23 protein-coding genes are annotated in these 20879 nt (G+C 42.8%); 8 read left to right on the forward strand and 15 right to left on the reverse strand.

The window, feature by feature from the left end; translation table 11 throughout:
* Window positions 1-260 precede the first annotated feature (260 nt).
* The 6 genes from A5883_RS09155 (at window position 261) to A5883_RS09180 (ending at window position 5691) form a co-directional block, all read left to right on the forward strand.
* Complete coding sequence (locus tag A5883_RS09155; RefSeq protein ID WP_086338379.1) at window positions 261-1325, forward strand: ABC transporter permease; 1065 nt, start codon at window positions 261-263, stop codon at window positions 1323-1325.
* 11 nt (window positions 1326-1336) lie between these two features.
* Window positions 1337-2053, forward strand: a complete 717-nt coding sequence (locus tag A5883_RS09160) for an ABC transporter ATP-binding protein (RefSeq protein WP_005225713.1) — start codon at window positions 1337-1339, stop codon at window positions 2051-2053.
* The gene (locus A5883_RS09165; protein WP_005235239.1) at window positions 2050-3537 is read left to right on the forward strand and encodes a phytoene desaturase family protein; all 1488 of its coding nucleotides are present in this window, start codon (window positions 2050-2052) and stop codon (window positions 3535-3537) included. Before A5883_RS09160 ends, A5883_RS09165 begins: the two co-directional genes overlap by 4 nt.
* Window positions 3527-4450, forward strand: coding sequence for a phytoene/squalene synthase family protein (locus tag A5883_RS09170; RefSeq protein ID WP_086338380.1), 924 nt, complete (start codon window positions 3527-3529; stop codon window positions 4448-4450). Before A5883_RS09165 ends, A5883_RS09170 begins: the two co-directional genes overlap by 11 nt.
* 2 nt (window positions 4451-4452) lie before the next feature.
* The gene (locus A5883_RS09175; protein ID WP_010747950.1) at window positions 4453-5013 is read left to right on the forward strand and encodes a TetR/AcrR family transcriptional regulator; all 561 of its coding nucleotides are present in this window, start codon (window positions 4453-4455) and stop codon (window positions 5011-5013) included.
* A 99-nt stretch (window positions 5014-5112) separates the two neighbouring features.
* Window positions 5113-5691, forward strand: a complete 579-nt coding sequence (locus tag A5883_RS09180) for a TMEM175 family protein (RefSeq protein WP_010747949.1) — start codon at window positions 5113-5115, stop codon at window positions 5689-5691.
* Window positions 5692-5797: 106 nt separating this feature from the next.
* Here the strand turns inward: A5883_RS09180 and A5883_RS09185 are convergent, their stop codons facing one another.
* The 10 genes from A5883_RS09185 to A5883_RS09230 all read right to left on the reverse strand — a co-directional run bounded on the left by A5883_RS09185 (window position 5798) and on the right by A5883_RS09230 (window position 15535).
* Window positions 5798-6802 (reverse strand): sugar kinase, encoded by a 1005-nt coding sequence (locus A5883_RS09185; RefSeq protein ID WP_086338381.1) that lies wholly within the window; start codon window positions 6800-6802, stop codon window positions 5798-5800.
* A 9-nt stretch (window positions 6803-6811) separates the two neighbouring features.
* Window positions 6812-7561, reverse strand: a complete 750-nt coding sequence (gene dagF / locus A5883_RS09190) for a 2-dehydro-3-deoxy-phosphogluconate aldolase (RefSeq protein WP_086338382.1) — start codon at window positions 7559-7561, stop codon at window positions 6812-6814.
* Complete coding sequence (locus A5883_RS09195) at window positions 7558-8664, reverse strand: DgaE family pyridoxal phosphate-dependent ammonia lyase (RefSeq protein WP_086338383.1); 1107 nt, start codon at window positions 8662-8664, stop codon at window positions 7558-7560. Before A5883_RS09195 ends, dagF begins: the two co-directional genes overlap by 4 nt.
* Window positions 8648-9760 carry an amidohydrolase/deacetylase family metallohydrolase gene (locus A5883_RS09200; protein WP_086338384.1) on the reverse strand — a complete coding sequence of 371 codons (1113 nt, stop codon included), beginning with the start codon at window positions 9758-9760 and terminating at the stop codon, window positions 8648-8650. The genes A5883_RS09195 and A5883_RS09200 overlap by 17 nt, the downstream gene beginning before the upstream one ends.
* 4 nt (window positions 9761-9764) lie before the next feature.
* Window positions 9765-10859, reverse strand: a complete 1095-nt coding sequence (locus A5883_RS09205) for a DUF871 domain-containing protein (protein ID WP_086338385.1) — start codon at window positions 10857-10859, stop codon at window positions 9765-9767.
* A gap of 1 nt (window position 10860) precedes the next feature.
* Window positions 10861-11112, reverse strand: a complete 252-nt coding sequence (locus tag A5883_RS09210) for a hypothetical protein (protein ID WP_005225703.1) — start codon at window positions 11110-11112, stop codon at window positions 10861-10863.
* Window positions 11113-11140: 28 nt separating this feature from the next.
* Window positions 11141-12439 carry a PTS sugar transporter subunit IIC gene (locus tag A5883_RS09215; RefSeq protein WP_005225702.1) on the reverse strand — a complete coding sequence of 433 codons (1299 nt, stop codon included), beginning with the start codon at window positions 12437-12439 and terminating at the stop codon, window positions 11141-11143.
* Window positions 12440-12579: 140 nt separating this feature from the next.
* Window positions 12580-12825, reverse strand: coding sequence for a hypothetical protein (locus tag A5883_RS09220; protein ID WP_010747943.1), 246 nt, complete (start codon window positions 12823-12825; stop codon window positions 12580-12582).
* 1 nt (window position 12826) lies between these two features.
* The gene (locus tag A5883_RS09225; protein ID WP_074931750.1) at window positions 12827-14131 is read right to left on the reverse strand and encodes a PTS sugar transporter subunit IIC; all 1305 of its coding nucleotides are present in this window, start codon (window positions 14129-14131) and stop codon (window positions 12827-12829) included.
* A gap of 12 nt (window positions 14132-14143) precedes the next feature.
* Entirely contained in the window at window positions 14144-15535 is a 1392-nt protein-coding gene (locus A5883_RS09230; RefSeq protein ID WP_086338386.1) for a glycoside hydrolase family 1 protein, read from the reverse strand.
* Window positions 15536-15706: 171 nt separating this feature from the next.
* On the opposite strand from A5883_RS09230, the gene A5883_RS09235 reads away from it, so the two are divergent.
* Window positions 15707-16477, forward strand: a complete 771-nt coding sequence (locus tag A5883_RS09235) for a MurR/RpiR family transcriptional regulator (RefSeq protein ID WP_015509458.1) — start codon at window positions 15707-15709, stop codon at window positions 16475-16477.
* 23 nt (window positions 16478-16500) lie between these two features.
* Here the strand turns inward: A5883_RS09235 and A5883_RS09240 are convergent, their stop codons facing one another.
* Window positions 16501-17238, reverse strand: a complete 738-nt coding sequence (locus A5883_RS09240) for a MurR/RpiR family transcriptional regulator (RefSeq protein ID WP_086338387.1) — start codon at window positions 17236-17238, stop codon at window positions 16501-16503.
* A 30-nt stretch (window positions 17239-17268) separates the two neighbouring features.
* Window positions 17269-17757, reverse strand: coding sequence for a GNAT family N-acetyltransferase (locus tag A5883_RS09245; RefSeq protein WP_086338388.1), 489 nt, complete (start codon window positions 17755-17757; stop codon window positions 17269-17271).
* Between the two features lie 168 nt (window positions 17758-17925).
* Here A5883_RS09245 and A5883_RS09255 point away from each other — a divergent pair, with 168 nt between their 5' ends.
* Window positions 17926-18189: a hypothetical protein gene (locus A5883_RS09255; protein WP_015509456.1), complete on the forward strand. Its 264-nt coding sequence runs from the start codon at window positions 17926-17928 to the stop codon at window positions 18187-18189.
* Window positions 18190-18304: 115 nt separating this feature from the next.
* Here the strand turns inward: A5883_RS09255 and A5883_RS19135 are convergent, their stop codons facing one another.
* The 3 genes from A5883_RS19135 to A5883_RS09270 form a co-directional block, all read right to left on the reverse strand.
* Window positions 18305-18475: a hypothetical protein gene (locus A5883_RS19135; protein WP_005225698.1), complete on the reverse strand. Its 171-nt coding sequence runs from the start codon at window positions 18473-18475 to the stop codon at window positions 18305-18307.
* 131 nt (window positions 18476-18606) lie between these two features.
* Complete coding sequence (locus tag A5883_RS09260; protein WP_005225697.1) at window positions 18607-19482, reverse strand: cation diffusion facilitator family transporter; 876 nt, start codon at window positions 19480-19482, stop codon at window positions 18607-18609.
* A gap of 200 nt (window positions 19483-19682) precedes the next feature.
* On the reverse strand, window positions 19683-20708 hold the full coding sequence (locus tag A5883_RS09270; RefSeq protein ID WP_074931769.1) for an NAD(P)/FAD-dependent oxidoreductase: 1026 nt from the start codon (window positions 20706-20708) through the stop codon (window positions 19683-19685).
* Between the last annotated feature and the right edge of the window lie 171 nt (window positions 20709-20879).

The raw sequence follows: 20879 nt of genomic DNA on the forward strand, positions 1-20879 counted from the left end.
TGTGTCTGCACTGAATCAGAGGGCTTTTACTGTTATTCTAAACGTTCTTTCTCCACTAAAATCCCCCGCCCCTTCGCTGCTCCTACGCTCCTATTCAAATCAAAGGGCAGCAAGTGGTTTTCTTCAATTCAATAGACGTCCCTTCTAAATAACCTTCCTTTTTTCACCGAATTTACTCTTTGTAAGCAAGATAGTTTGCTGAAAATAAAAAAAATGGTATTTTTATTTTATCAAGTGATAAAATATTAGGAGGAATCGTTATGTTTTTGGCAATCAATGAAATACGCCATTCCAAATTGCGTTACGCCCTAGTCACAGGGGTCATGTTTTTAATCGCCTATTTGGTCTTTTTTTTAACTGGGTTAGCTTATGGGTTGGCTCAAGATAATCGGATGGCGGTCGACAAATGGGAGGCAGATCAAATTTTGTTGACCGAAGAAGCAAATGATAATTTAAACATGTCGATGCTTCCTCGCAGTCTTTATGATGAAGTCGATGCACCAGAAAAAGCAGTTTTGGCGCAAACCGCTGGAGTTGTGACCAAAGAAGGCAACGGTGAAAAAGTCGATGTCACCTTTTTCGGCATTGATCCAGATCAATTTTTAGCACCCAATATTACCGATGGCGAGATGTTTGCTTCAGATGATGAAGCGGTCGCCGACAGCAGTATTGAGGAAGAATACGGGATTTCCATTGGTGACACCATCAAATTAGCAGGCAGTGACAAAAAATTAAAAATCGTCGGTTTTACAGATAACGCCCGCTTCAGTGTCGCTCCGGTCCTCTACACCTCGATCGGTGCCTATCAAGAAATTCGTTTTGAAAAAGAAGATGATTCTGAAAATGCCCGTATCAACGCGATCGTGACTCGTGGCAAAATCAAAGAAGTGCCAGATGATCTGGTCGCCACGGATATCAGCAAATTTATTAATGAATTGCCTGGTTACAACGCACAAGTGCTGACCTTTGGCTTTATGATCGGGTTCTTGATCGTGATCGCTGCCATCGTTATCGGTATTTTTATCTATGTGTTAACGATGCAAAAATCAGAAATTTTTGGTGTCATGAAAGCTCAAGGGATCTCTAGCCGCTACATTGCTTTTTCGGTGATCGCCCAAACGTTCTTATTGGCAACCTCGGGTGTTTTGATCGGTGGTTTGGCAACGATCGGTACCGCCCTCGTGTTACCTGCGGCAGTGCCATTCCAAATCAATCTATTATTCTTTGCTAGTATCAGTGTCATGATGATTCTGATCGCGATGCTAGGTGCTTTCTTCTCGGTGCGAACGATTGTAAAAATCGACCCATTGAAAGCAATCGGATAGGAGGAAAAAACATGAGTGCCATTGAATTCAAACAAGTCAAAAAATCATTTAAAGATGGGGACGCGACAATTGAAGCCTTGAAAGAAACCAACTTTTCGGTAGAAAAAGGCGAATTTGTCGCCATCATCGGTCCTTCTGGCTCTGGGAAAAGTACCTTTCTAACGATCGCCGGTGGTCTGCAAGCCCCCTCTGAAGGCGAAGTGTTTATCAATGACGAACCCTTCAGTAAACAAAAAGAAAAGCAACGGGCAAAAACTCGTTTCAAAAAGATCGGCTTTATTTTACAAGCTTCCAACCTTGTCCCTTTTTTGACGGTCAAAAAGCAACTCCAATTAGTGGATAAGGTCAGCAAAGAAACCCAAGAGCAATCAGCAACTGAATTGTTTGAACAACTTGGGATCGAAAAGCTGCAGAACAAATACCCCGATGAACTTTCTGGTGGTGAAAGACAGCGTGTGGCTATTGCCCGAGCGCTCTATCATGATCCCACCATCATATTGGCAGATGAACCAACGGCGAGTCTTGATTCAAAAAAAGCCGTCGAAGTCGTCAAAATCTTAGCAAAAGAAACCAAAGAAAAACAAAAAGCCACCATTATGGTGACCCATGATACCCGTTTAACAGATTATTGTGATCGGGTTCTCGTCATGAAAGATGGCGTTTTAGAAGAAAAAGAACACACGAAAAAAGAAGCCGAATCAGATGATTCGCAGAAGGAGCAAGCATGAAAAAAATTATTGTTGTCGGTGCGGGTGTGTCAGGATTAGCTGCTGCTGTCCGTTTGCAAAAACTTGGCTATGACGTCACCCTCTACGAAAAAGAAGGTCAACCTGGGGGCAAAATGAATCAGATCAAGGAAAACGGCTTTACCTTTGATGTGGGCCCCACCATCGTGATGATGCCTGAAATTTATCGTGAAGTGTTTGAATTTGCTGGCGTTGATCCGAATGACTATATTCCTATGGAGAAAGTCGATCCGATGCTGCAGCTGTATTTTGCCCAAGACGAACCGCTGACCTTCTCAAATGACTTAGTAGAATTGACCAAAACGCTAGAAGCGATCTCAGAAGAAGATGCTCAAGGCTATTTTGCCTTTTTAGCAGATATTTACAAACGCTATGTGATCGCCAAAGAGTCCTTCATCACCAAGTCGTTTCGGACATGGCGAGATTTTTACAATCCCAAATCATTATGGGCAGGGTTAAAGCTGCGAACGTTTAGTGACGCCTACTCTTCCATTTCTAAATTTGTCAAAGATGATCGCCTGCGTAAATCATTGGCGTTTCAAACCTTGTATATCGGTGTCTCCCCTTACCAAGGGCCGTCCCTTTATACGATCATCCCTATGATCGAGTTGATGTATGGGGTCTATTTCATCAAAGGCGGCATGTATACGTTAGCCACTGGTATGGCACGTTTGTTCCAAGAATTAGGCGGTACGATCCATTACAATACGCCGATCGATGAATTATTGATCGAAAACAAGCAAACCAAAGGCGTTCGTGTCAATGGAGAAACGATCACCGCAGATGCCGTGATTTGTGCGGCTGATTTTCCTTATGCTATGGAAAGCTTGATTCCTGATGAATCAAAACGCGGCAAATACACCAATCAAAAAATCGCTTCGATGGATTATTCTTGTTCTTGTTTCTTGCTTTATTTAGGTCTGGACAAAAAATATGAGGATAGCGCACTCCACAGCATTTATTTTGCCAATGATTTCAAACGCAATGTAGATGATCTTTTCGAGGCTGGTAAGCTGCCAGAAGATCCTTCCTTCTACTTGTATCGCCCAACCCTGAAAGATGCTTCCTTAGCACCTGATGGTCAAGAAGGTCTTTATGTTTTAGTCCCAGTACCTGAATTATCTAAATTTGATCAATGGACGGATGAAACGATCCAAAGCTACCGCCAGCAGATCATTGGATTATTAAAAGAAAAAACGATCTTTACGGATATCGATGAACACATCGTGTATGAAAAAATGTATACGCCAGATACTTTCAATGACCGCTTCAATGCCTACAACGGTGCGACATTTGGCTTGAAACCGACCTTAGCCCAAAGCAATTACTATCGTCCCCATAATAAATTTGATTATGCAGAAGGCCTATACTTCTGCGGCAGCAGTACGCATCCGGGAGCGGGTGTGCCAATCGTGATGCAAAGTGCCAAGTTAGCTGTGGAGGAGTTGTTAAAAGATGACCGTTAAATCATTAAGCGTCTTTGATGAATACGACAACGATTTTTTATACTGTGAGGCCATCATAAAAAAGCATTCGAAAAATTTTCATACCGCCTTTTCTCAATTGCCAAAAGACAAAGCCCGCGCCGTCTATGCCGTCTACGCCTTTTGCCGACGTGCCGATGATGCCGTCGATGAAAAGCAAGACCCATTGTTGATCGAAGCCATGAAAAAACGCTTGGAAGAAATGCAAAAACAAGTTTCAGACGATGCGATCGACTTGCCGCAAGCCGTCAAGGAAGAAGATCCTGATGAAGCCATTTGGCGGGCATTGACCCTTTCTTTCCAACAGTTTGATCTGCAATTTCAACCCTTTTTCGACCTATTGGTGGGGCAAAGACAAGACCTTGACTTCCAGCAGCCCACCTCTGAAAAAGAGCTTTCTGACTATAGTTACTACGTAGCTGGCAGTGTAGGTCTGATGCTCTTGCCGATTCTCTCGCAAGCAGCCGCTGCGATTCAAGAGCCCGCCATCAAATTGGGTGAAGCGATGCAGCGCACCAATATTTTACGTGATATTGGCGAGGATCTGCGGATGGGCCGCATCTATTTGCCGCAAACGGTCTTGGCGCAATATAACCTTTCGCGAGAGGCTTTAGCAGCTGGCAATCAAAACCCGCAGTTTATCGAGATGTGGGAACACGAGGCGCAACTGGCAGAGACGCTTTATCAAGAATCTTTTGTCATGATGCCGCAAATCGATGAAGATTGCCGTGAAGCTCTATTAGCAGCTGCTTTGATCTATCGGGAAATCTTGACTGTGATTCGCAAAAACAACTATCAAGTATTTGCTGAAAAAACAGCGGTACCGAAACAACGGAAAATCCAACTTTTGTTTACCGCGAAAAAAATGCTTCGTCAGGAACGTTGGGAGGGCTGACTTTGAACTTGCGAGAAAAAATATTACGAGTGGCAGAAAACCTGTTTATGCAGCAGGGGTATCAAGCAACTTCTACTAGACAGATCGCAGAAGCCGTCGGCATCACCCAACCCAATCTTTATTATCACTTCAAAGGCAAAGAAGCCATCTATTATGAAGTGATGGTTTCTTTGGCACAAGAGGTTTCTGGAAAGCTAAATCAGACCGTTGAAGATACTTCCTTGACGATCTCTGAAAAAATCTTGAACATGTTTCTTTTTTTAAGAAGTCGGCATCGGATCAATTTTTATATGATGATGCACGACATTCAGCATACCGTTTCTGAGGACACTTCTAAAAAACTGTACTTGCTTTGGCGGAAAAATTATAAAGAACCGTTTCTTGACTTGTTTCGTCGCAGTGATTCCAATCTCCGTTCGGATGTCGACCCAGAATTTGTCACCAGTCAATTGTTAGTACTGATGGCGGCTCATTTGGACTCACCAGAAAAAGAAGACAAGATGCCAGAAGCGATCGATTTGTTTTTATTCGGTGCACTAGGCAATGGGCCAATTGCTAAATAGCTGGAACGTTGGTTTTTGTCCCGAGAATAATCATTCGACGAATTTCTGACAATCGCGTACACTGATCCAGTAAACAGAAACTTAAAAGGATGGATGTACATGTCAAAAAATCGAATCGAAGCCTTTACCGATGCGGTCATTGCGATCGTAATGACCTTATTAGTATTGGAATTGCACCAGCCCGAAGGCGATACCTTTGCTTCTTTTTTAGGAGTGGAACAGCAATTTATTATTTATTTGATCAGCTTTGTGATGTTAGCGATCTACTGGAACAATCACCATCATCTATTTCAAGTAGTGTCTAAAATCGACGGTTGGACCTTGTGGGCGAATCATTTGTTGATTCTGGCACTGACCCTCTTTCCTTTTGTAACGTCATGGGTCAGTCGTTATCCAGTCGCTCTTGCCCCACAGCTGCTATACGGGGCTGTCATTTTATTGACGGATTTCAGCTATTTCCTAGTTGGAAAATCCTTGGTTCGTGCCAATCCTGACAATCAAGCCATCGTGGAACTGTTTCGCGGATACAAGAAACTCTACTTTACGTTGTTTATCAACGTGCTGGCATTGCTCCTCGGCTGGCTGATCCATCCCCTATTTATCATCACACTGGATAGTCTCGTGCTATTGTTGTGGGTGATCCCTGAGAAAAAAGTAGAAACCTTTTTAAAACAATAAAAACACTTGCGTCCTTCTCCTAAAAGCGGTGAATGATTGCGCACAAGCAGCCGATTGGTCTACTTTTGCACAGTCATCCATCAAGAGAAGGACGCAAGTGTTTTTTCTAGCGAATCAAGTCTTTCCCAGGTGCCTGTAAGACTTGTTCAACTTGTTCTTTGGTGGTTAAGGGGACATCCCCCAGCATCGTATGAGCCAATACTGCATTGGTGATAGCAAAATCAGCGGTGCGTTGGAGCGACCATTTTTCGGCATAGCCTAATAATACGCCAGCAGCATAGGCATCCCCTGCCCCGATCCGATCCAACACTTGCAGCAGCTGCGGTGCCGTTTCGTAGGTATCTTGTGCCGTAATGATCCTTCCGCTGATAAACTGCTTGTCTTCCACGGCTAGACGCCGTGTCCCGCAGAACCATTCTAGTTGATACTGGTCAATAAAGGATTGGATCAATGCAAGCTTGGCGCCTTCGATTTCCTCTAAGGGATAAGCCAATAGCTCCTCCAAGTCACGGACAGAGCCGAAAACTAGGTCACAATAGGGTAGGATCGTTTCATACCGTTGTTTCAGTACCTCCCGATTTAATTCTTCATTCAAGCTTGGACGGAAGTTGAAATCAAAGCAGACGCGAATCTGCTTGGCATGGGCCTGTTTCGCCAAAGCCAAAGCTGTTTGCCAGGTTTTCTCAGTCAAACTAAGAGAGATCCCGCAAATATGAATGAGATCGACCGTTTCTAAAAACCCATCGATAGCATATTCTTCTGGACCTGAAACGCCAAAGGAACTATGATGGCGATTTTGATACGTCACATAGGTCGGACGAGCGCCGTAGCCGATCTCGGCGAAATAACTGCCGATATGACTATATTTTTTGCCAACAAATGCCGTCTGGATTCCATAGGAACGCAAGCTGGCTTTTGCCGTATCTCCTAATCGATTGGCTGGCACCTGTGTCAGCATCGACGTCGTCAAGCCGAAATGCGCCAAATTGCCTAACAGATTGACCCCCGTTCCTGTAAAATCCATTCGCAAAGAGTGGGTCTGTTCCAACGTTCGATATTCTGGTGGCGTCAACCGCATCATTACCTCACCGTAAGCACCGATCCGCATCATTGATCCCCCCTATTTGGCTGCTGCCAACACCTTTTTCGTCATTTCTGCTAATGTCTGTACATCTTCAGGGCGTGTGTCCCCTGTTTCGCCATCGATGATCGAGCTGTAAATATGTGGAATGATTTTTTTCACTCCTGCATACACAGCGATCTGCAAGATTTCTTCAAAGTTTTCTAAATCGATACCGCCGGTCGGTTCCAAATAAAAATCATTCGCGGCACAAGCCTCGGCTACCGCTTGATATTCTGCTTTATGAGCCAACCCTTTCATTGGAAAATACTTGATAGAACTAGCGCCCATGTCTTTTAATAAAGCGATCGCTGTTTCGACTGGGACTTCTGCAGCTGGAGTTTGTGAACTCAATGGACCAGTCGCAATATTGACATAGCCGACTTTTCCCGTTGGTGAAACAAGGGCATTGACGATCGTTTCAGATTGTCCTAGCAAAGCTCGTGAGGTCCCCGCTCCCGTGAACACTTGGTTTACATGCTGTGGTTGAAGAACAGCGGAAATTCGGGAGACCATTTCACTTTGATTGGGGTCGCCAGCACCAAGCCCTACAGAAAGGGCATTATTTGTTGCCGCTTGATAGTTCTTCATGTCAGCGATAGCCGCCTCGTCACTATCATAGTTTTTTGATAAAACACCTAGGACGATGTTGCCCTCTGCTGCTTCGTAACAAGCTTTCGCATTGTCGATGGAGTTTGCTAACACATTTAGACAGACACGGTCAGCGAAATAATTGGGTGAAGTTTTCATTTTCGGGTTGCTCCTAACATAATTTCTTGTAAGCGATCAGTGATCACTGCCATTTCTTGTTCATTGACTGCTCGGATATCAAATTCAATAATGCCGTTATTGGCTTGGTACTCACGGGTATAAATCGCTGGTTCTCCTGCTTTTAGCGCGTCGATCACTGCTTTGGCACTTGGTTCTTTCACTTTGACACTCGCCCGATAAATGTCTCTGCCAGCGCTGTCTTGAACGATTTTTGCTTCGAAACCAGTGATTTCATTGATTGCCGCAATAAATGGTTGCAGACGCTCTTGCATCGAAGCGCCAGATTCTGTTCCCTCCGCTAGATAATCCGTCACGGCTTGGGTAAATCCGAGAATATTGTCTTTACCGATTTTCATTGCTCGACCTATCCCTTTGGATTGCAGGCGCACCCAAGAGACATAGGGCTGCTTGCCGATCACTAAGCCAGCGCTCGGTCCTGACAGTGCTTTGGCACCTGAATAGATCACTAAATCAGCACCAGCTTGGGTATAGGCAAACAAATCTTCCTCAGCAGCCGCATCAACGATCAATGGAAGATCGTGTGCCTTGGCAACTTGGGCCGTTTCTGCTACCGTCAGCATACTTTTTTGAACGGTGTGATGACTCTTTATGTAGAGAATCGCCGCTGTTTCGGGCGTGATCATCTGTTCAATGTGCTCGGGTGTACACATATTGGCATAGCCTGCTTCCACGACCTTCCCACCGCCTTGTGCTACCATCACTTCCACTGGTGTGCCATAATCTACGTTGTGGCCTTTGGGCAAAATGATCTCCCGCTTACTGATTTTCTCACTATATGGATGATACAAATGATAGCTGTCGCCTTGACCGATGAGTGCCGCCACCGATTGGGCGATCCCCGCTGAAGCGGAAGAAACGATCTGTGCATCTTCCGTTTTCAACAATTTTGCTAAATAGGCCCCAGTTTTTTCTGCTAGATCTGCCATTTCAAAGAAATGCTCCCCGCCATAGCGCTGGGCTGCAAGCACACTTTCGCTGACTTTCGAGACACCTAGAATCGTCATTTTGCCAGAAGCATTGATGACTTCTTTCAAGCCTAATTCTTCAATATTCAGTGTCAAAAAGTTCCCCTCCTATCACCGCTTTTTGCGGCACGATCTGTTGTGTCGTGATTCGACGATTGCCGTTAGAATCCGTCAATTCCTTTTCGCCCGCTTCAAAGCGGAAAATCGTAAAATCAGCATCATATCCCAATGCGATCTCGCCTTTGTTCTGTAAATGAAATTGCTTCGCAGGGGCACTGGTCACCTTCTCGATGATCTCACGCCAATCATACCCTACGACCGCTAATTTTTCCATAGTCGTCGCTAAATCAAAGACTGGTCCATTGGTACGATTGCGAATGTAGATATCTGTACTAATGGAAGAAGCCTTCAGCTGATTGGCAAAGGCTGTCTCCGCCACGTCAAAATTGAAACTGTCTGTCCCATGACCAATATCGAAGACCAAGCCTTTTTCATAGGCAGCAAAGACGAAAGGCTTCATGGTTTGGTTCGTCTGATCCAAAATTCCATTGGCTTTGCCGTTAAAACAATGGGTCACCACATCGCCTGCTTCCAATTCAGCGAGAATCTCTGCTAAATTTGGTGGTGCTGAACCAATATGGACCATCAGAGGCAGCGGTTGATTTTCAGCTTGGATCGCTTTCGCTAATTTCAACGGCGTGATGCCATTTTCGCCGATCACCGTTTTGCTCATTCGGGCTTTGATCCCGACGATAAAGTCAGGAAACTTCTGCAGCGCTTCTTTGACCAATTCTTTTTTGACTTTTGACAGATCCGCAAGTTCATCCTGCTCTACGATCCCCCATTTGGAAATGTTGACTAAAGCAAAGACATTGGTTTTGGCTTCTTTGGCTAAATCATAAAACCGATGGATATTTTCGGCGCCAGTCGTCCCCGCATCAATAACGGTCGTGACGCCTTGTTTGACACCGATCTCGTCTGGATAATCATAATAGAGCGTCATTTCCTCGAAACAATGGACATGGTCATCGATCCAACCAGCTGACAAGAACTCCCCTTCTGCTAAGGTCAGCTCTTGTTTCGCCTGCTCCTGCAACGTGGGTGCCAGAGCAGTGATTTTCCCGTCTTGAATCCCAATATCAAATACTTCTTCATCGATCGTGCGGGCTTGACGAATAATCAAATCAAACATTTCGTTACACCTTCCTCTCTGTGAAAGTGAATTTCGACCAAGGATGGATAAAGGGCAGCAGAACTAACTCTTGTTCGACGATCGAACCGATTTTATTTTTTCGTGGATCTGAGTGAGGCTCTAGCACGACTTGCAGCTCGTTTTTGTACTTGCCAAAACGATCATTGCCAATCACAACGTCCCCTCGTTGAAAGACGCCTTCGTGGTCATGGACAGGATTGTCATGGTTCTTATACTTTTTACGAACTTCTGTGGAACGGATCATCCGATCGGTGATGTCGCCTCGACGGTAATGCTGCTCGTCCAGGGCGATTTGGCGTTCAACTTCATTGATTTCAGGCACAAATTCAATAGCAAATGCAGTCTGGTAGCGATCAATCGCTCCTAGTGCCGCCAATTCTGCTTCAGAAGCATAAGCATTTCCGATAATGACATCGTCGATCAAGCCTGTGGCAAACAAATGTTTTGCGGCAGTTTCTACAGGCATTCTTCGGTGCATTTCTAAGGTCGGTAAGCCATCATTGATATCCCAAGGTCCGATCGTTCCCGTTTGAGAAGAGATAAATGCGGCGGTCCGAATGCCTTTTTCCTTGAAACGACGACTGCATTTTTCAAAGAAATCATAGGGCAAGGCAGTTCCTTCTTGCGGATAGAAATTGTGGCAGCCGTATAAGTAAGGAATGTTGGCTTGATAGGTCAAAATATTGTCTAAATACGCCACATCATTGCTCATATTCAATTCAATAGCTAAGCCAAAGGGATTGTAGGTCAACATCGCTTCTTTATTGCCGTCAAAGCCTAAATCTAAACGAATCCCATCGGCACCTAGTTCATGGAAAAAGGTCAAGTCATCATAGGAGATGCCTAGTTCCGAAAAGATGGCTGGTGCCACGTCTAAAATCGTTTCATAGCCTAATCCTTTGGCAAAATCAATCAACGCTTTAAACTTTTTCTGCACATTTTCTTTGCCGTCACTCACTTCCAGCATACTCATAAAAATGCGGCTAAAGCCATATTCATGGGCTAATTGCAGATAGGCTTTGTCTGTTTCAAAATCACTGTGATCGGGATACACCGATACTCCTAGTTGTCTTTTCAACTTATCTCATCCTCATTTCTTCATAAAAAGCAGTAAAACGTGTCAGTAAAAGCGAACTGCAAACAATCGTCGCCGTTATCGTCAAAAATGGTCCCCACGGAAACTGACGGCTCAGTAGGATCGCTGCAGCAACGCCAAGAATCCCGAACAAAAGCATCCGCCAAAACGGCACTTCTTGAATTTTTTTCCCTTGTGCTGATTTTGTTAACCAAATTTGACAACCAAAAAATAAACAAATGGCATAAATCCCCATGTTTGCACCTCACTCTTTTTTGTCTTGCTTAAGCGGCTGTTTCTTCTTCTTGTTCGCGGGCAATCTGCTGTTTCTCAAAGACTTTAAAGAATGGGTAGTAGATTGCGAGTGTGATAAAGAAGTTGACGATTACTAAAATCGCTGCTGCGATACTCCAGTCCGTACTCATCCAGGCGGCGATTGGTGCTGGAATGGCAAACCCAAGTCTGGCAGCCATCATCGGTACGACACCCGTAATAGTCGCGAAGTAAGAAATCGTTGTCGTAATCAATGGTGCCACCAAGAACGGAATGCCTAAGATTGGGTTCATTACGATCGGTGCACCGAAAATCACTGGTTCATTGATATTGAATAAGCCTGGCAAGATGGATAAACGGCCCAATTGTTTCAAGTATTTTGATTTGGAGAAGAAGAACAAAACGACCAACGCTAAGGTCGTACCGGCTCCACCGATCCAGACGAACCATTGTAAAAATTGTTCCGTAAAAATATTAGGCAATTCATGCGCATTGCCAGATGCTTGGAACGCTTCCATATTTTCAGCGATGGAAATATCCCAGAATGGACGAATGACAGGACCCATGATGGCTGGTCCATGAATCCCCAGTACCCAGAAGAAACAGATCAAGAAGACAGTCAATAAGCCACCAAACAAGCTGTTACCAGCTAGCACGTCTTTTAACGGCATCAACAAGTTACTTAAAAAGCCATTGATATCAAAGCCTAACATATGACGGATCACCCAGAACAAAATCAGGATCGCTCCTCCAGGAATCAACGCCATAAATGAATTCGTTACTTCTGGTGGCACACCATCTGGCATTTTGATGGTAATGTTTTTTACGATAAAGAAACGATAGATTTCAACGGACAAGATCGCCGTGACGATCGCGCCAAACAAAGAGCCTGAGCCTAAGTTTGCCACATTGATATAGCGTCCCGCATCAATGATGCCTTCCACAGAATCGAAGACTCGCAACGGTGGTGCAGCGGTTACAAGAAAGGACATCGTTGCTAAGATACCCGCAGTCAATGAATCCAGCTTGTAGCTTTTGGCTAGCGATGAAGCAATCCCATACGTTGCATACAATGCCAATAATCCGACTGTATAACGAAAGGGAATATCCAAAACTTCCCGATACGGTTCGATCACCGCAGCGACTGATTCGATGGGAAAATTCAGCAAGATCGTGAAGAAAGACCCAACGATCGTTAACGGTAACGTAGCGATGATCCCCTTACGAATCGCTACCATGTGCCGTTGCATCCCCACTTTATTTGCAATCGGCATCAACTTCTGTTCAATAAATTCTACAAACCCTTTCATAATTGCCTCCTTAATTTATAACATTATAATGTTTATACAAGGATAATAGCACAGAGGATCTGGGTTCGTAAATAGTTTTTTAAACAGTAGATAGAATAATCTTTTCGCAATAACATTTCCTACAGTAACCATCAAGCGTCCTATCGTTGTCCTTTCGGTCGATACTGATACATAAAACGATTTTGGATGACGGTACAATTGATAATAAGTAACAAAATGAAAACTGGTGCCAAAGGAGTGCGGATCAACAAGAAAAACAAACTGAGTAAGAAAAGTAAGGAAACAAGTAACAGTTTCCAAAAAGCCAGCGTGATTTTGGCATTATTTTTTTCTAAAAGAAGATGGGTCAGAAAAATCAAGAGCAAACAACTCACTACTAGAACCATTCTACTCACCTTCTTTAGCTGTTTCTAGCTCTTGCGCCACTTGAAGTTTCTCAAATGCTTTAAAGAATGGATAGTAAATCGCTAATGAAACGAAGAAACAGACGAAGACCATCAAACAAGCAACCCAATTCCAATTTGAGGTAATCAATGCGCCAAGAGGTGCGGGAATCGAAAATGGTGGTTTGACCATCATCTTAGGCATCCAATCTAAAGCGGTAACGATATAGACTAAGATAGTATTAGCGATTGGCACAAGAATAAACGGAATTGCCAACAGTGGATTCATCACAATTGGCGTCCCAAAGATCATCGGTTCATTAATATTAAAAATCCCTGGTAAAATGGAAAGACGACCCAATTGTTTTAAATAGTTTGAACGAGAGAACATAAACAAAACAACCAATGCAAGCGTTGATCCAGTACCACCCATTTGCGCATACCATTGATAAAATTGTTCGGTAAAAAGATTTGGTAGATCAAAGGCAGACATACCGTTTTGGAATAATTCCGCATTTTCTAAAATTGCTTGATCCCAAAATGGACGAATGATGGGTCCTAAAACGGCATGGCCATGAATACCCAATACCCAGAAAACGCAGATAACAAATTGTGTGATGATTCCGCCTATCAAATTATTACCTGTTAAGAAACCTTTTAAAGGAGAGATGGCGATCGTCAGCAATCCATTTAAATCAAAGCCGAAAAAGTGGCGCGGAATCCAAAAGACTAAGATAACCAGCAAGGTTGGTAGGAGTGCCGCAAAGGATTCGCCTACAACAGGCGGTACGCCTTCTGGCATCTTGATTTCCAAGTTTTTTGCTTTTGTAAAATGATAAATCTCTACTGAAACTAGCGCCGCAATGATCGCACCGAATAATCCTTGGGATCCAAGGGAAGCGATGGGTAAATACCTTCCTGCAAGTACGGCATCTCCTGTCGTGCTGATGCCTTCCGCCAAATTGATCGGAACGACCATTAAAATCGTCGCTAACATGGATAAAAACCCACTTGTTATCCGATCGAGTTTGTAACTAGCACCTAAGTTGGAGCCAATCGTAAATGAGGCATAGAGAGACATTAACCCCACCGTAAATCGAAAAGGAATGTCAAGTGCCGGTAAATAAGGTGCGACCCATTCGGTATAACCAGGAATCGGCAAATTTAAAATAATAGTGAAAAAAGAGCCAACGATCGTGAGCGGTAAAATAGAAATCAACCCATTTCGAATAGCCTGCAAGTGCCGCTGCTGTCCAATAGCATTGGCAATCGGTAATAACTTCATTGCAACCGAGTCTAAAACTTTCATTATAAAACCCTCCTAAAATTCGTTTGAAAAACCATTTTTTTGAATCACTTCTTTAAACCATAGGCCAGACTTTTTCATCGTTTTTTCTCCCGTTTCTAAATCCAGACGATAAAAGCCATAGCGATTTTTGAACGCATTCTGCCAACTCCAACAGTCCACAAATGTCCACATGTGATACCCCAGACAGTTACTCCCCTCCATCATTGCTTGATGAAGCTCAATTAAATGCTCTTTTAAAAAAGCAATTCGGTAGTTGTCTTGCACTTGCCCCCCTTCGATAAATGTTTCTTCTCCCTGAATCCCGATGCCATTTTCTGAAACAAACCAATCAATATTCCCATATTCTAACTGGATTTTTTTAGCGATATCATACAAGCCATGAGGATAAATCTCAATCCCCCTTGAAGTATTCATTCTTCTGCCAGGCATCTCGTAATCATCGTAAAACCATTCTGGTGAGAAAACTCCCTCGGGATTAGGCAAAGATTCTTTGGCTTTCACTCGCCGTGGACGGTAATAATTGATTCCTAACAGATCAATCGTTGTTTCAGCAATCAAAGCAAGATCTTGTTCTTCCACTCGTGGCATTTGGTCGTAGCGCGTTAAAATAGCCTTTAACTCCTGTGGGTAACGACCTTTTAAAATCGCTTCATTAAGGGAGCGAGTATAGAAGAGGTCTGCCATTTCCGCTGCTTTTAAGTCGGCAGGATGCTGGCTTCTTGGGTAAACTGGGATCACATCCATGATGATACCGATTTTTCCTTGATAAGTTCCTTGTCGAAAGACCTTAACTGCCTCACAGTGAGCAAGGATGATATGGTGAAGTACTTGTGCCGCCCGTTTAAAATCTACTACATAAGGATAGTGTCGGTCATGCAAATAGCCGGCTTCTGCTGGAATCATCGGCTCATTAAAGGTAAACCAGTACGCAACTTTCTCATGAAATAGATCAAAACAAATTTTCGCATACGACCGATACGCTTCGATGACCTCACGATTTTCAAATCCGCCGATTTCTTGTAATTTCATTGGCATGTCAAAGTGATAAAGATTGATAAACGGTTTGATGCCTCTTTGATTTAACCCATCAAGCATTCTGGTATAAAAGTCAACAGCTTCAGGATTAACTTCCCCTGTACCTTCGGGAATAAGACGTGACCAAGAGATCGAAGTCCGAAAAGAATTAAAAGAAAGTGCCGCCATTCGATCCAAATCCGCTTCCATTTCCTGATAAAACCTTGATGTATGTTCTGTTGTAACTCCTTCAAAAAACCGATGGTTATAGTTTTTTGAGGCATAATCCCAAATGTTTTCTCCTTTATTGTCTCCAGCTATCGTTCCTTCTGATTGTGTCGCACTCGTTGCTGCACCCCAGAAAAAGTCCTTCGAAAAATTATACTCCATGTCGCCCTCCTACAATTCCTTTTTTACTAAGCGAAGCATCCGCTTACATTATTGAACAACGAAAGTATAGCATGAAGTAAAATCAATATAATGTTATAATCCTAAATAGAGAACGTTTTCATCCCTTGTCATTTGTTCCACAAAAAAAACACTTTGTTACGGAGGTGCATCATGCTTTTTCTTGACTACAATCCTGAACTTACTGCACTAGAATACGAGGTTTACCGATTTGTATCAAAAAACTTGGCTTCAGTGTCTAAAATGAAGATGAAAGAACTTGCCAAAGAGACCCATACCAGTACTGCTAGTATTAGCCGTTTTTGCAAGAAATTTGAATGTGATACGTTTACCGAATTTAAGATCAATTTGCGCTTTTACTTAGATTCTCTCGTAAAATCTAAAATATCCGATAGTGATGAGTCCCAAACAATTGATTTCTTGAAGCGAGTAAACCAGCCCTTTTTATCTGAAAGAATCGATCGAGCAACAGAGATTCTTAAGAACAAAAGCTTCGTGCTATTTATTGGATCAGGCTTATCTGAAACGATTGCGGAATATGGCGCACTCTATTTTACTGACTTGGGAAAAACGGCATTAAAAGTTGACGATCCCTCAAATTATCCTATCGACTGGTTTCCTGAAGACATATTGTGCAAAACCGGTATCATTGTTTTGTCGATTTCTGGGGAAACACAAGAAATGATTCGATACTTACAAAAGTTAAATCAAAAAGATTGTCAGATTATTGCCATCACGAATACCGAAGATTCAACTATCAGCCAGTTATCCGACTTAACGGTGCCCTATTACATCGAAAGAGAGACCATTTTTAAAGCCAGTCAAAAAAAAGAGAAAACCATTGAATTGACTTCTCAACTACCAGCAATTTATTTAATTGAAAAAATTGCCAAAAGAATACGCCTATCAGAAGAACTTCTCTGATAGGCGCAGGTAGTTTCATTTATTCAGCGATCTTCACAATCTGTAACTAAATCAAATAAAAGTTCCACCAAATAAATGGCTGGAATTTGTGAGGACAATGAATCAGCTGCTTGATTATCGGAAAAATAGTAAGCAAAGTTTCGCTCAGAAAGTCTGGCAATTGACGTTGTTGAACGATTTGTTAGTGAAATGGTCGAAATTCCAGCGGTGGTACATTCAGTAATCAAGGATTCAAGGAATGGATCGGCGCCTTTATTAGAAAAAACCAGCAACGTGGCTTCGCTACTTAAGGTTCGCCAAACGGATTTAATCGATGTTGTTTCTTTCTCTACGCACACGATCTTATCTAAACGTGCAAACTTTTGTTGGGCATAGGTCAAAGCAAGTGTCGATTCTTTGTCACTGGCTAAGATCAAAAGTTTTGTTTTGCTTATTCGTTTAGCAATCGTTAATAATGTTTCTCGATAGAAGGATTCATCCATACGTTCAAAAAAATAGTGCAGGGCTTTTTTATCTTGTTTGAATAATCGATCAGTCTTTCCTTGTTTCTGTAACGTCCTTTTCAATTTGATTTTAAATTCTGAAAAACCTTCGCAATCAAATTTTCGACAAAACCGCAGAACAGTCGTTGAGCTAGTTTTTGTTGCATCCGCCAACTCACGAATAGACATCGAACAGACTTCTGCTTGCTGATTTAATACGTACTGAAATAGTTGCCATTCTTTCTTACTAAATGACTTATTCTCGGCAGTGAGTTCCATCAGTTTTCTCCTTGCTGCGCACCTTCGCCTTCAAACCATCTTCTTCTCATAAATAAAATCATCCATCACAAACCCCGAACCAATCGTAACGGTGCGTTCAGAAACACGCGTAAAGCCGCGATGCTCATAAACAGCGATCGCTTGCTGGTTTTGTTTGTTGACGTTTAAATGCAGTGTTTTGCCTGAGGCGATCTCCTCATACCAATCAAAGACTTGGCTGGCATAGCCTTTGCCTCTAGTGGATTGATGGAGATACAATTTACTTAAATAAATCTGCTGCTGCGTTTCTTCATACGCTGTATATCCTACTGCTCGGTCTCCTTCTAATAACAAAAGATAGACTGCTCCTTGCTGGACTTCGTTTTGAATCGCTGCTGGTGATTGGTAATGAGCCAGCATATACGCGACTTGATCGGACCCAATGATAGGTGTAAACACTTCTGGCCAGATTTCTTTGATCAAACGATCCAACGTTTGGAAATCTTCAGGTGATTGAACGATTTTTTTTGTGATTGCCATAAGAACCCCTTCTTTCTGCTGCACGAAACAAAAACTCGTTTATAAATATCTCTATTATAATGGATAGGGAAAAAAAAGAAAGGGCACGTGGAACAAAGACCCCAAAATGTCTCAAAAGATGGTAAACTAGAAGTGAAAAAATGGTGACGAAAAGGAGGTAGCAACACGATGCAGCTCTTGCAACTACTTTTACTGGCAATCATTTTTGTTTCGTTCTTCATGGCGTTGATTGGCTGGGTTTTATCGATGACCAATGGCTTGATCTTCTCTCGTTCTCCTCAGCAATTTAAAGCGCATGCCCATGATCCTAACTATGAAAAAGAACGACAAGCAGGCAAGCGCTTGAAAGAGATTATATTCCGACGCATTGTTCCTCTAGGAATAGCCTCTTTGATCATCTATGGGTTAATCGCACTATTAAACGTCCTTTAAAAGTTTTTAAAAAGACTCAAACAAAATAAAAACAACCGGCATCTTTTCCTGTTGATCAATGCGCCTTTCGCTTTCGCTGAGGGGAACATCAATGCATAAGATGCCGGTTTGTTTTTTATTTACTTACTGCTGCTTTTGAGGCTTGAACTTTTTTCAGTAAAGCGAAGAGGACTTGGCTATCATCAATAGCCGCAATATATTGTTGGCAAAGTGCCATCATTTCTGTTTCATCCATTTTATCTAAAGAAATAACTAATTCATTTTCTACTACCTGCTTATTATTCATAGGGCTCCCTACTTTCTTCCTTTGTTACCTCTAGTTTGGCATGAATGAGCAGGTTCCGTAAGAACTTTTCAGTTTACAAACAGGAAACGGGTGGTTTACATCCTTGTCCTATCAAGGTTTTGCCAGAAAATTTATTCGGTAGCAGGCTCGATGTGGATGTCAGTATCAAACACCTGAAAACGATCAGCTAAGAGATCTTCAATAGCATCTGCAACGTTATGACTCTTTTCAACCGTCAAAGATTTGTCCATCGTCACGACGACATCAAGAAAAACATTGGCGCCATACATTCTTCCTCGAATCGATTTGACAGATTTCACTTCAGAAAAACCAGCGATTGCCGCTTCATACTCCACGACTAACGATTCATCAAACCCATCAGAAAGTGAAAAGGCACTCTCACGAAAAATATCGACGGCGGTTTTGATAATCAAAAGAGCTACCACGATCGCAGTCAAACTGTCCAACCAACCGATACCAAATGATGCGGCAAAAATAGCGATCGCAGTTCCAATACTCGTCCACGCATCGCTGCGGTTGTCTTTAGCAGCTGCTAGCAGAGCGGAGCTTTTTACGCGAGCGGATAATCGCTTATTATAATAATACATGCCATACATCAAAATAGCTGAAATGATACCGACGACTGCCGCGATCATATCGGGACTTTGCGTTTCTCCGAGTAGAATCGTTTGAATGGAAGACCATAAGACCTGCAGACCGACTGCCAGCATAATCAAGGACGTTACGAGACTCGCCACGTTTTCTGCTTTCCAATGACCATATTTATGGTCTTCATCTGCTGGCTTTTGAGCCAAACGCAAACCAATCAAGACAGCGATCGACGCTACGATATCCGTCGCATTGTTCAACCCATCTGCCCATAGTCCTTCAGAGTTTGCCAAACGACCGATGGCAAGTTTGGCGATCGAAACCAAAATGTAAGCAACGATACTTAAGATGGCGCCTCTTTCTGCTTGTTTTAATTCTGCGTATCTTGTTTGATTCATGTCATCCCCTCCAAATAGTCAACTTGAAAATAATAGCTGAAATTTTCACAGTTTGCATCATTTATTTGAGAGATTTTATTTTTTAGGAGCGGCAAACATTCACTTCTAGTGAAACGAATTTCTGTTCTGAGGACACCAAAAAAGCAGGACCCATAAGGGACTCCTGCTTTTTCTACTTTTTCTTTCACAAAGAAGCATGGCTACTCATTCACCAACAACTGGCGATTTCTTTCACTGAATTTCTCATTGTGGGATGAAACCATCGCCTGTGGGACACTGGTCGGCTCTAAATAGTGTTTGATTTGGTTGACTGCTTGCGCAGCATCTTGAAAGGCTCCCGCCAAAAGATTCACTTTGCCTTTGAAATAATGAATGTCGCCCGCCGCAAAAACACCAGGATGGCTAGTTTTTGTAGGAATCTCGCAATTGAGGTAAAAGTCTTCATGGCGTGCAAGATCAAAGGAGACTTTATCTAACAAGCCACTGTCACGGTCATACCCGTGTTGGATCAGTAGATGATCGCATAAAAAATCGATCGTTTCATGGTTGGCACTGTTTTTTAGTCGTAGAACCATATTGAATGTTTCGGCTTGATTCACCCCATCGATGGTGTGATTCATCAGCACTTGAATCCCTTCTGCTTTCATCTTCTTTACTTGTGCTTCATGAGCTTTCAATTTTTCTCCTCGGTAACACAGGGTGACTTTGGCACCATAAGACACTGCTTCGATCGCATAATCCACTGCCGCATCACCGCCGCCAGAGATCACTAGATGCTTGCCTTGGATAGCTTGCTGGTCAGGAAACTGATAGTGGATATAGTTGTCGACATTATTATGGATGAAACATGGCAATTTTTGCGGAGAAACGACACCGCCGCCGATACAGACTAAAACGGTGCGTCCAACGTGGGTCCTCCCTTGGTCATCCACTGCATAAAAAAGGTCGTCTTCCTTGGTCAATGCGATGATTTTCGTTTTCAGATAGACCGTTGGATCAAACAACTTGGCCTGTTCAATCAAGTGTTCTTTGACTTTCTTTCCCTTGGTGGGCGGCAATGCACCCACATCCCAGACCATTTTTTCAGGATAGAAATTGATCTTCCCGCCTAATTCGGCTTGTGCTTCAAACAATACGACCGATAGATCACGTAATCCAGCATAAAAACTCGCATAGAGTCCAGTGGGTCCTCCGCCGATAATCAGAACATCTGCTATAGTGGTCATTAGCTAGCCTCTCTTTCGTAAATGAAAATCATTCTCAATTAGTTAGTTCGATTATAGACAACGATCGTCCATTTGTAAAGAATTTTCTGAAAACAAATTAATTATGTTTACCAATTATTTTTCTTTACATTGTAAAGAAAAAAGCCTTTTCCTGAACTTCTGGTAAAAAAA

This window comes from Enterococcus sp. 5B3_DIV0040, assembly GCF_002140755.1.
GTDB classification, from domain to species: domain Bacteria; phylum Bacillota; class Bacilli; order Lactobacillales; family Enterococcaceae; genus Enterococcus_D; species Enterococcus_D casseliflavus.

Excerpts from the sequence above, each read along its gene's own strand:
- A5883_RS09260 (WP_005225697.1), bottom strand. The coding sequence starts at position 19,482 with ATGAATCAAACAAGATACGCAGAATTAAAACAAGCAGAAAGAGGCGCC.
- A5883_RS09270 (WP_074931769.1), bottom strand. The coding sequence starts at position 20,708 with ATGACCACTATAGCAGATGTTCTGATTATCGGCGGAGGACCCACTGGA.
- A5883_RS09240 (WP_086338387.1), bottom strand. The coding sequence starts at position 17,238 with ATGGAACTCACTGCCGAGAATAAGTCATTTAGTAAGAAAGAATGGCAA.
- A5883_RS09200 (WP_086338384.1), bottom strand. The coding sequence starts at position 9,760 with ATGTTTGATTTGATTATTCGTCAAGCCCGCACGATCGATGAAGAAGTA.
- A5883_RS09170 (WP_086338380.1), top strand. The coding sequence starts at position 3,527 with ATGACCGTTAAATCATTAAGCGTCTTTGATGAATACGACAACGATTTT.
- A5883_RS09185 (WP_086338381.1), bottom strand. The coding sequence starts at position 6,802 with ATGATGCGGATCGGTGCTTACGGTGAGGTAATGATGCGGTTGACGCCA.
- A5883_RS09245 (WP_086338388.1), bottom strand. The coding sequence starts at position 17,757 with ATGGCAATCACAAAAAAAATCGTTCAATCACCTGAAGATTTCCAAACG.
- A5883_RS19135 (WP_005225698.1), bottom strand. The coding sequence starts at position 18,475 with ATGAATAATAAGCAGGTAGTAGAAAATGAATTAGTTATTTCTTTAGAT.
- A5883_RS09225 (WP_074931750.1), bottom strand. The coding sequence starts at position 14,131 with ATGAAAGTTTTAGACTCGGTTGCAATGAAGTTATTACCGATTGCCAAT.
- A5883_RS09160 (WP_005225713.1), top strand. The coding sequence starts at position 1,337 with ATGAGTGCCATTGAATTCAAACAAGTCAAAAAATCATTTAAAGATGGG.
- A5883_RS09165 (WP_005235239.1), top strand. The coding sequence starts at position 2,050 with ATGAAAAAAATTATTGTTGTCGGTGCGGGTGTGTCAGGATTAGCTGCT.
- dagF (WP_086338382.1), bottom strand. The coding sequence starts at position 7,561 with ATGAAAACTTCACCCAATTATTTCGCTGACCGTGTCTGTCTAAATGTG.
- A5883_RS09220 (WP_010747943.1), bottom strand. The coding sequence starts at position 12,825 with ATGGTTCTAGTAGTGAGTTGTTTGCTCTTGATTTTTCTGACCCATCTT.
- A5883_RS09255 (WP_015509456.1), top strand. The coding sequence starts at position 17,926 with ATGCAGCTCTTGCAACTACTTTTACTGGCAATCATTTTTGTTTCGTTC.
- A5883_RS09210 (WP_005225703.1), bottom strand. The coding sequence starts at position 11,112 with ATGGGGATTTATGCCATTTGTTTATTTTTTGGTTGTCAAATTTGGTTA.
- A5883_RS09155 (WP_086338379.1), top strand. The coding sequence starts at position 261 with ATGTTTTTGGCAATCAATGAAATACGCCATTCCAAATTGCGTTACGCC.
- A5883_RS09235 (WP_015509458.1), top strand. The coding sequence starts at position 15,707 with ATGCTTTTTCTTGACTACAATCCTGAACTTACTGCACTAGAATACGAG.
- A5883_RS09180 (WP_010747949.1), top strand. The coding sequence starts at position 5,113 with ATGTCAAAAAATCGAATCGAAGCCTTTACCGATGCGGTCATTGCGATC.
- A5883_RS09230 (WP_086338386.1), bottom strand. The coding sequence starts at position 15,535 with ATGGAGTATAATTTTTCGAAGGACTTTTTCTGGGGTGCAGCAACGAGT.
- A5883_RS09215 (WP_005225702.1), bottom strand. The coding sequence starts at position 12,439 with ATGAAAGGGTTTGTAGAATTTATTGAACAGAAGTTGATGCCGATTGCA.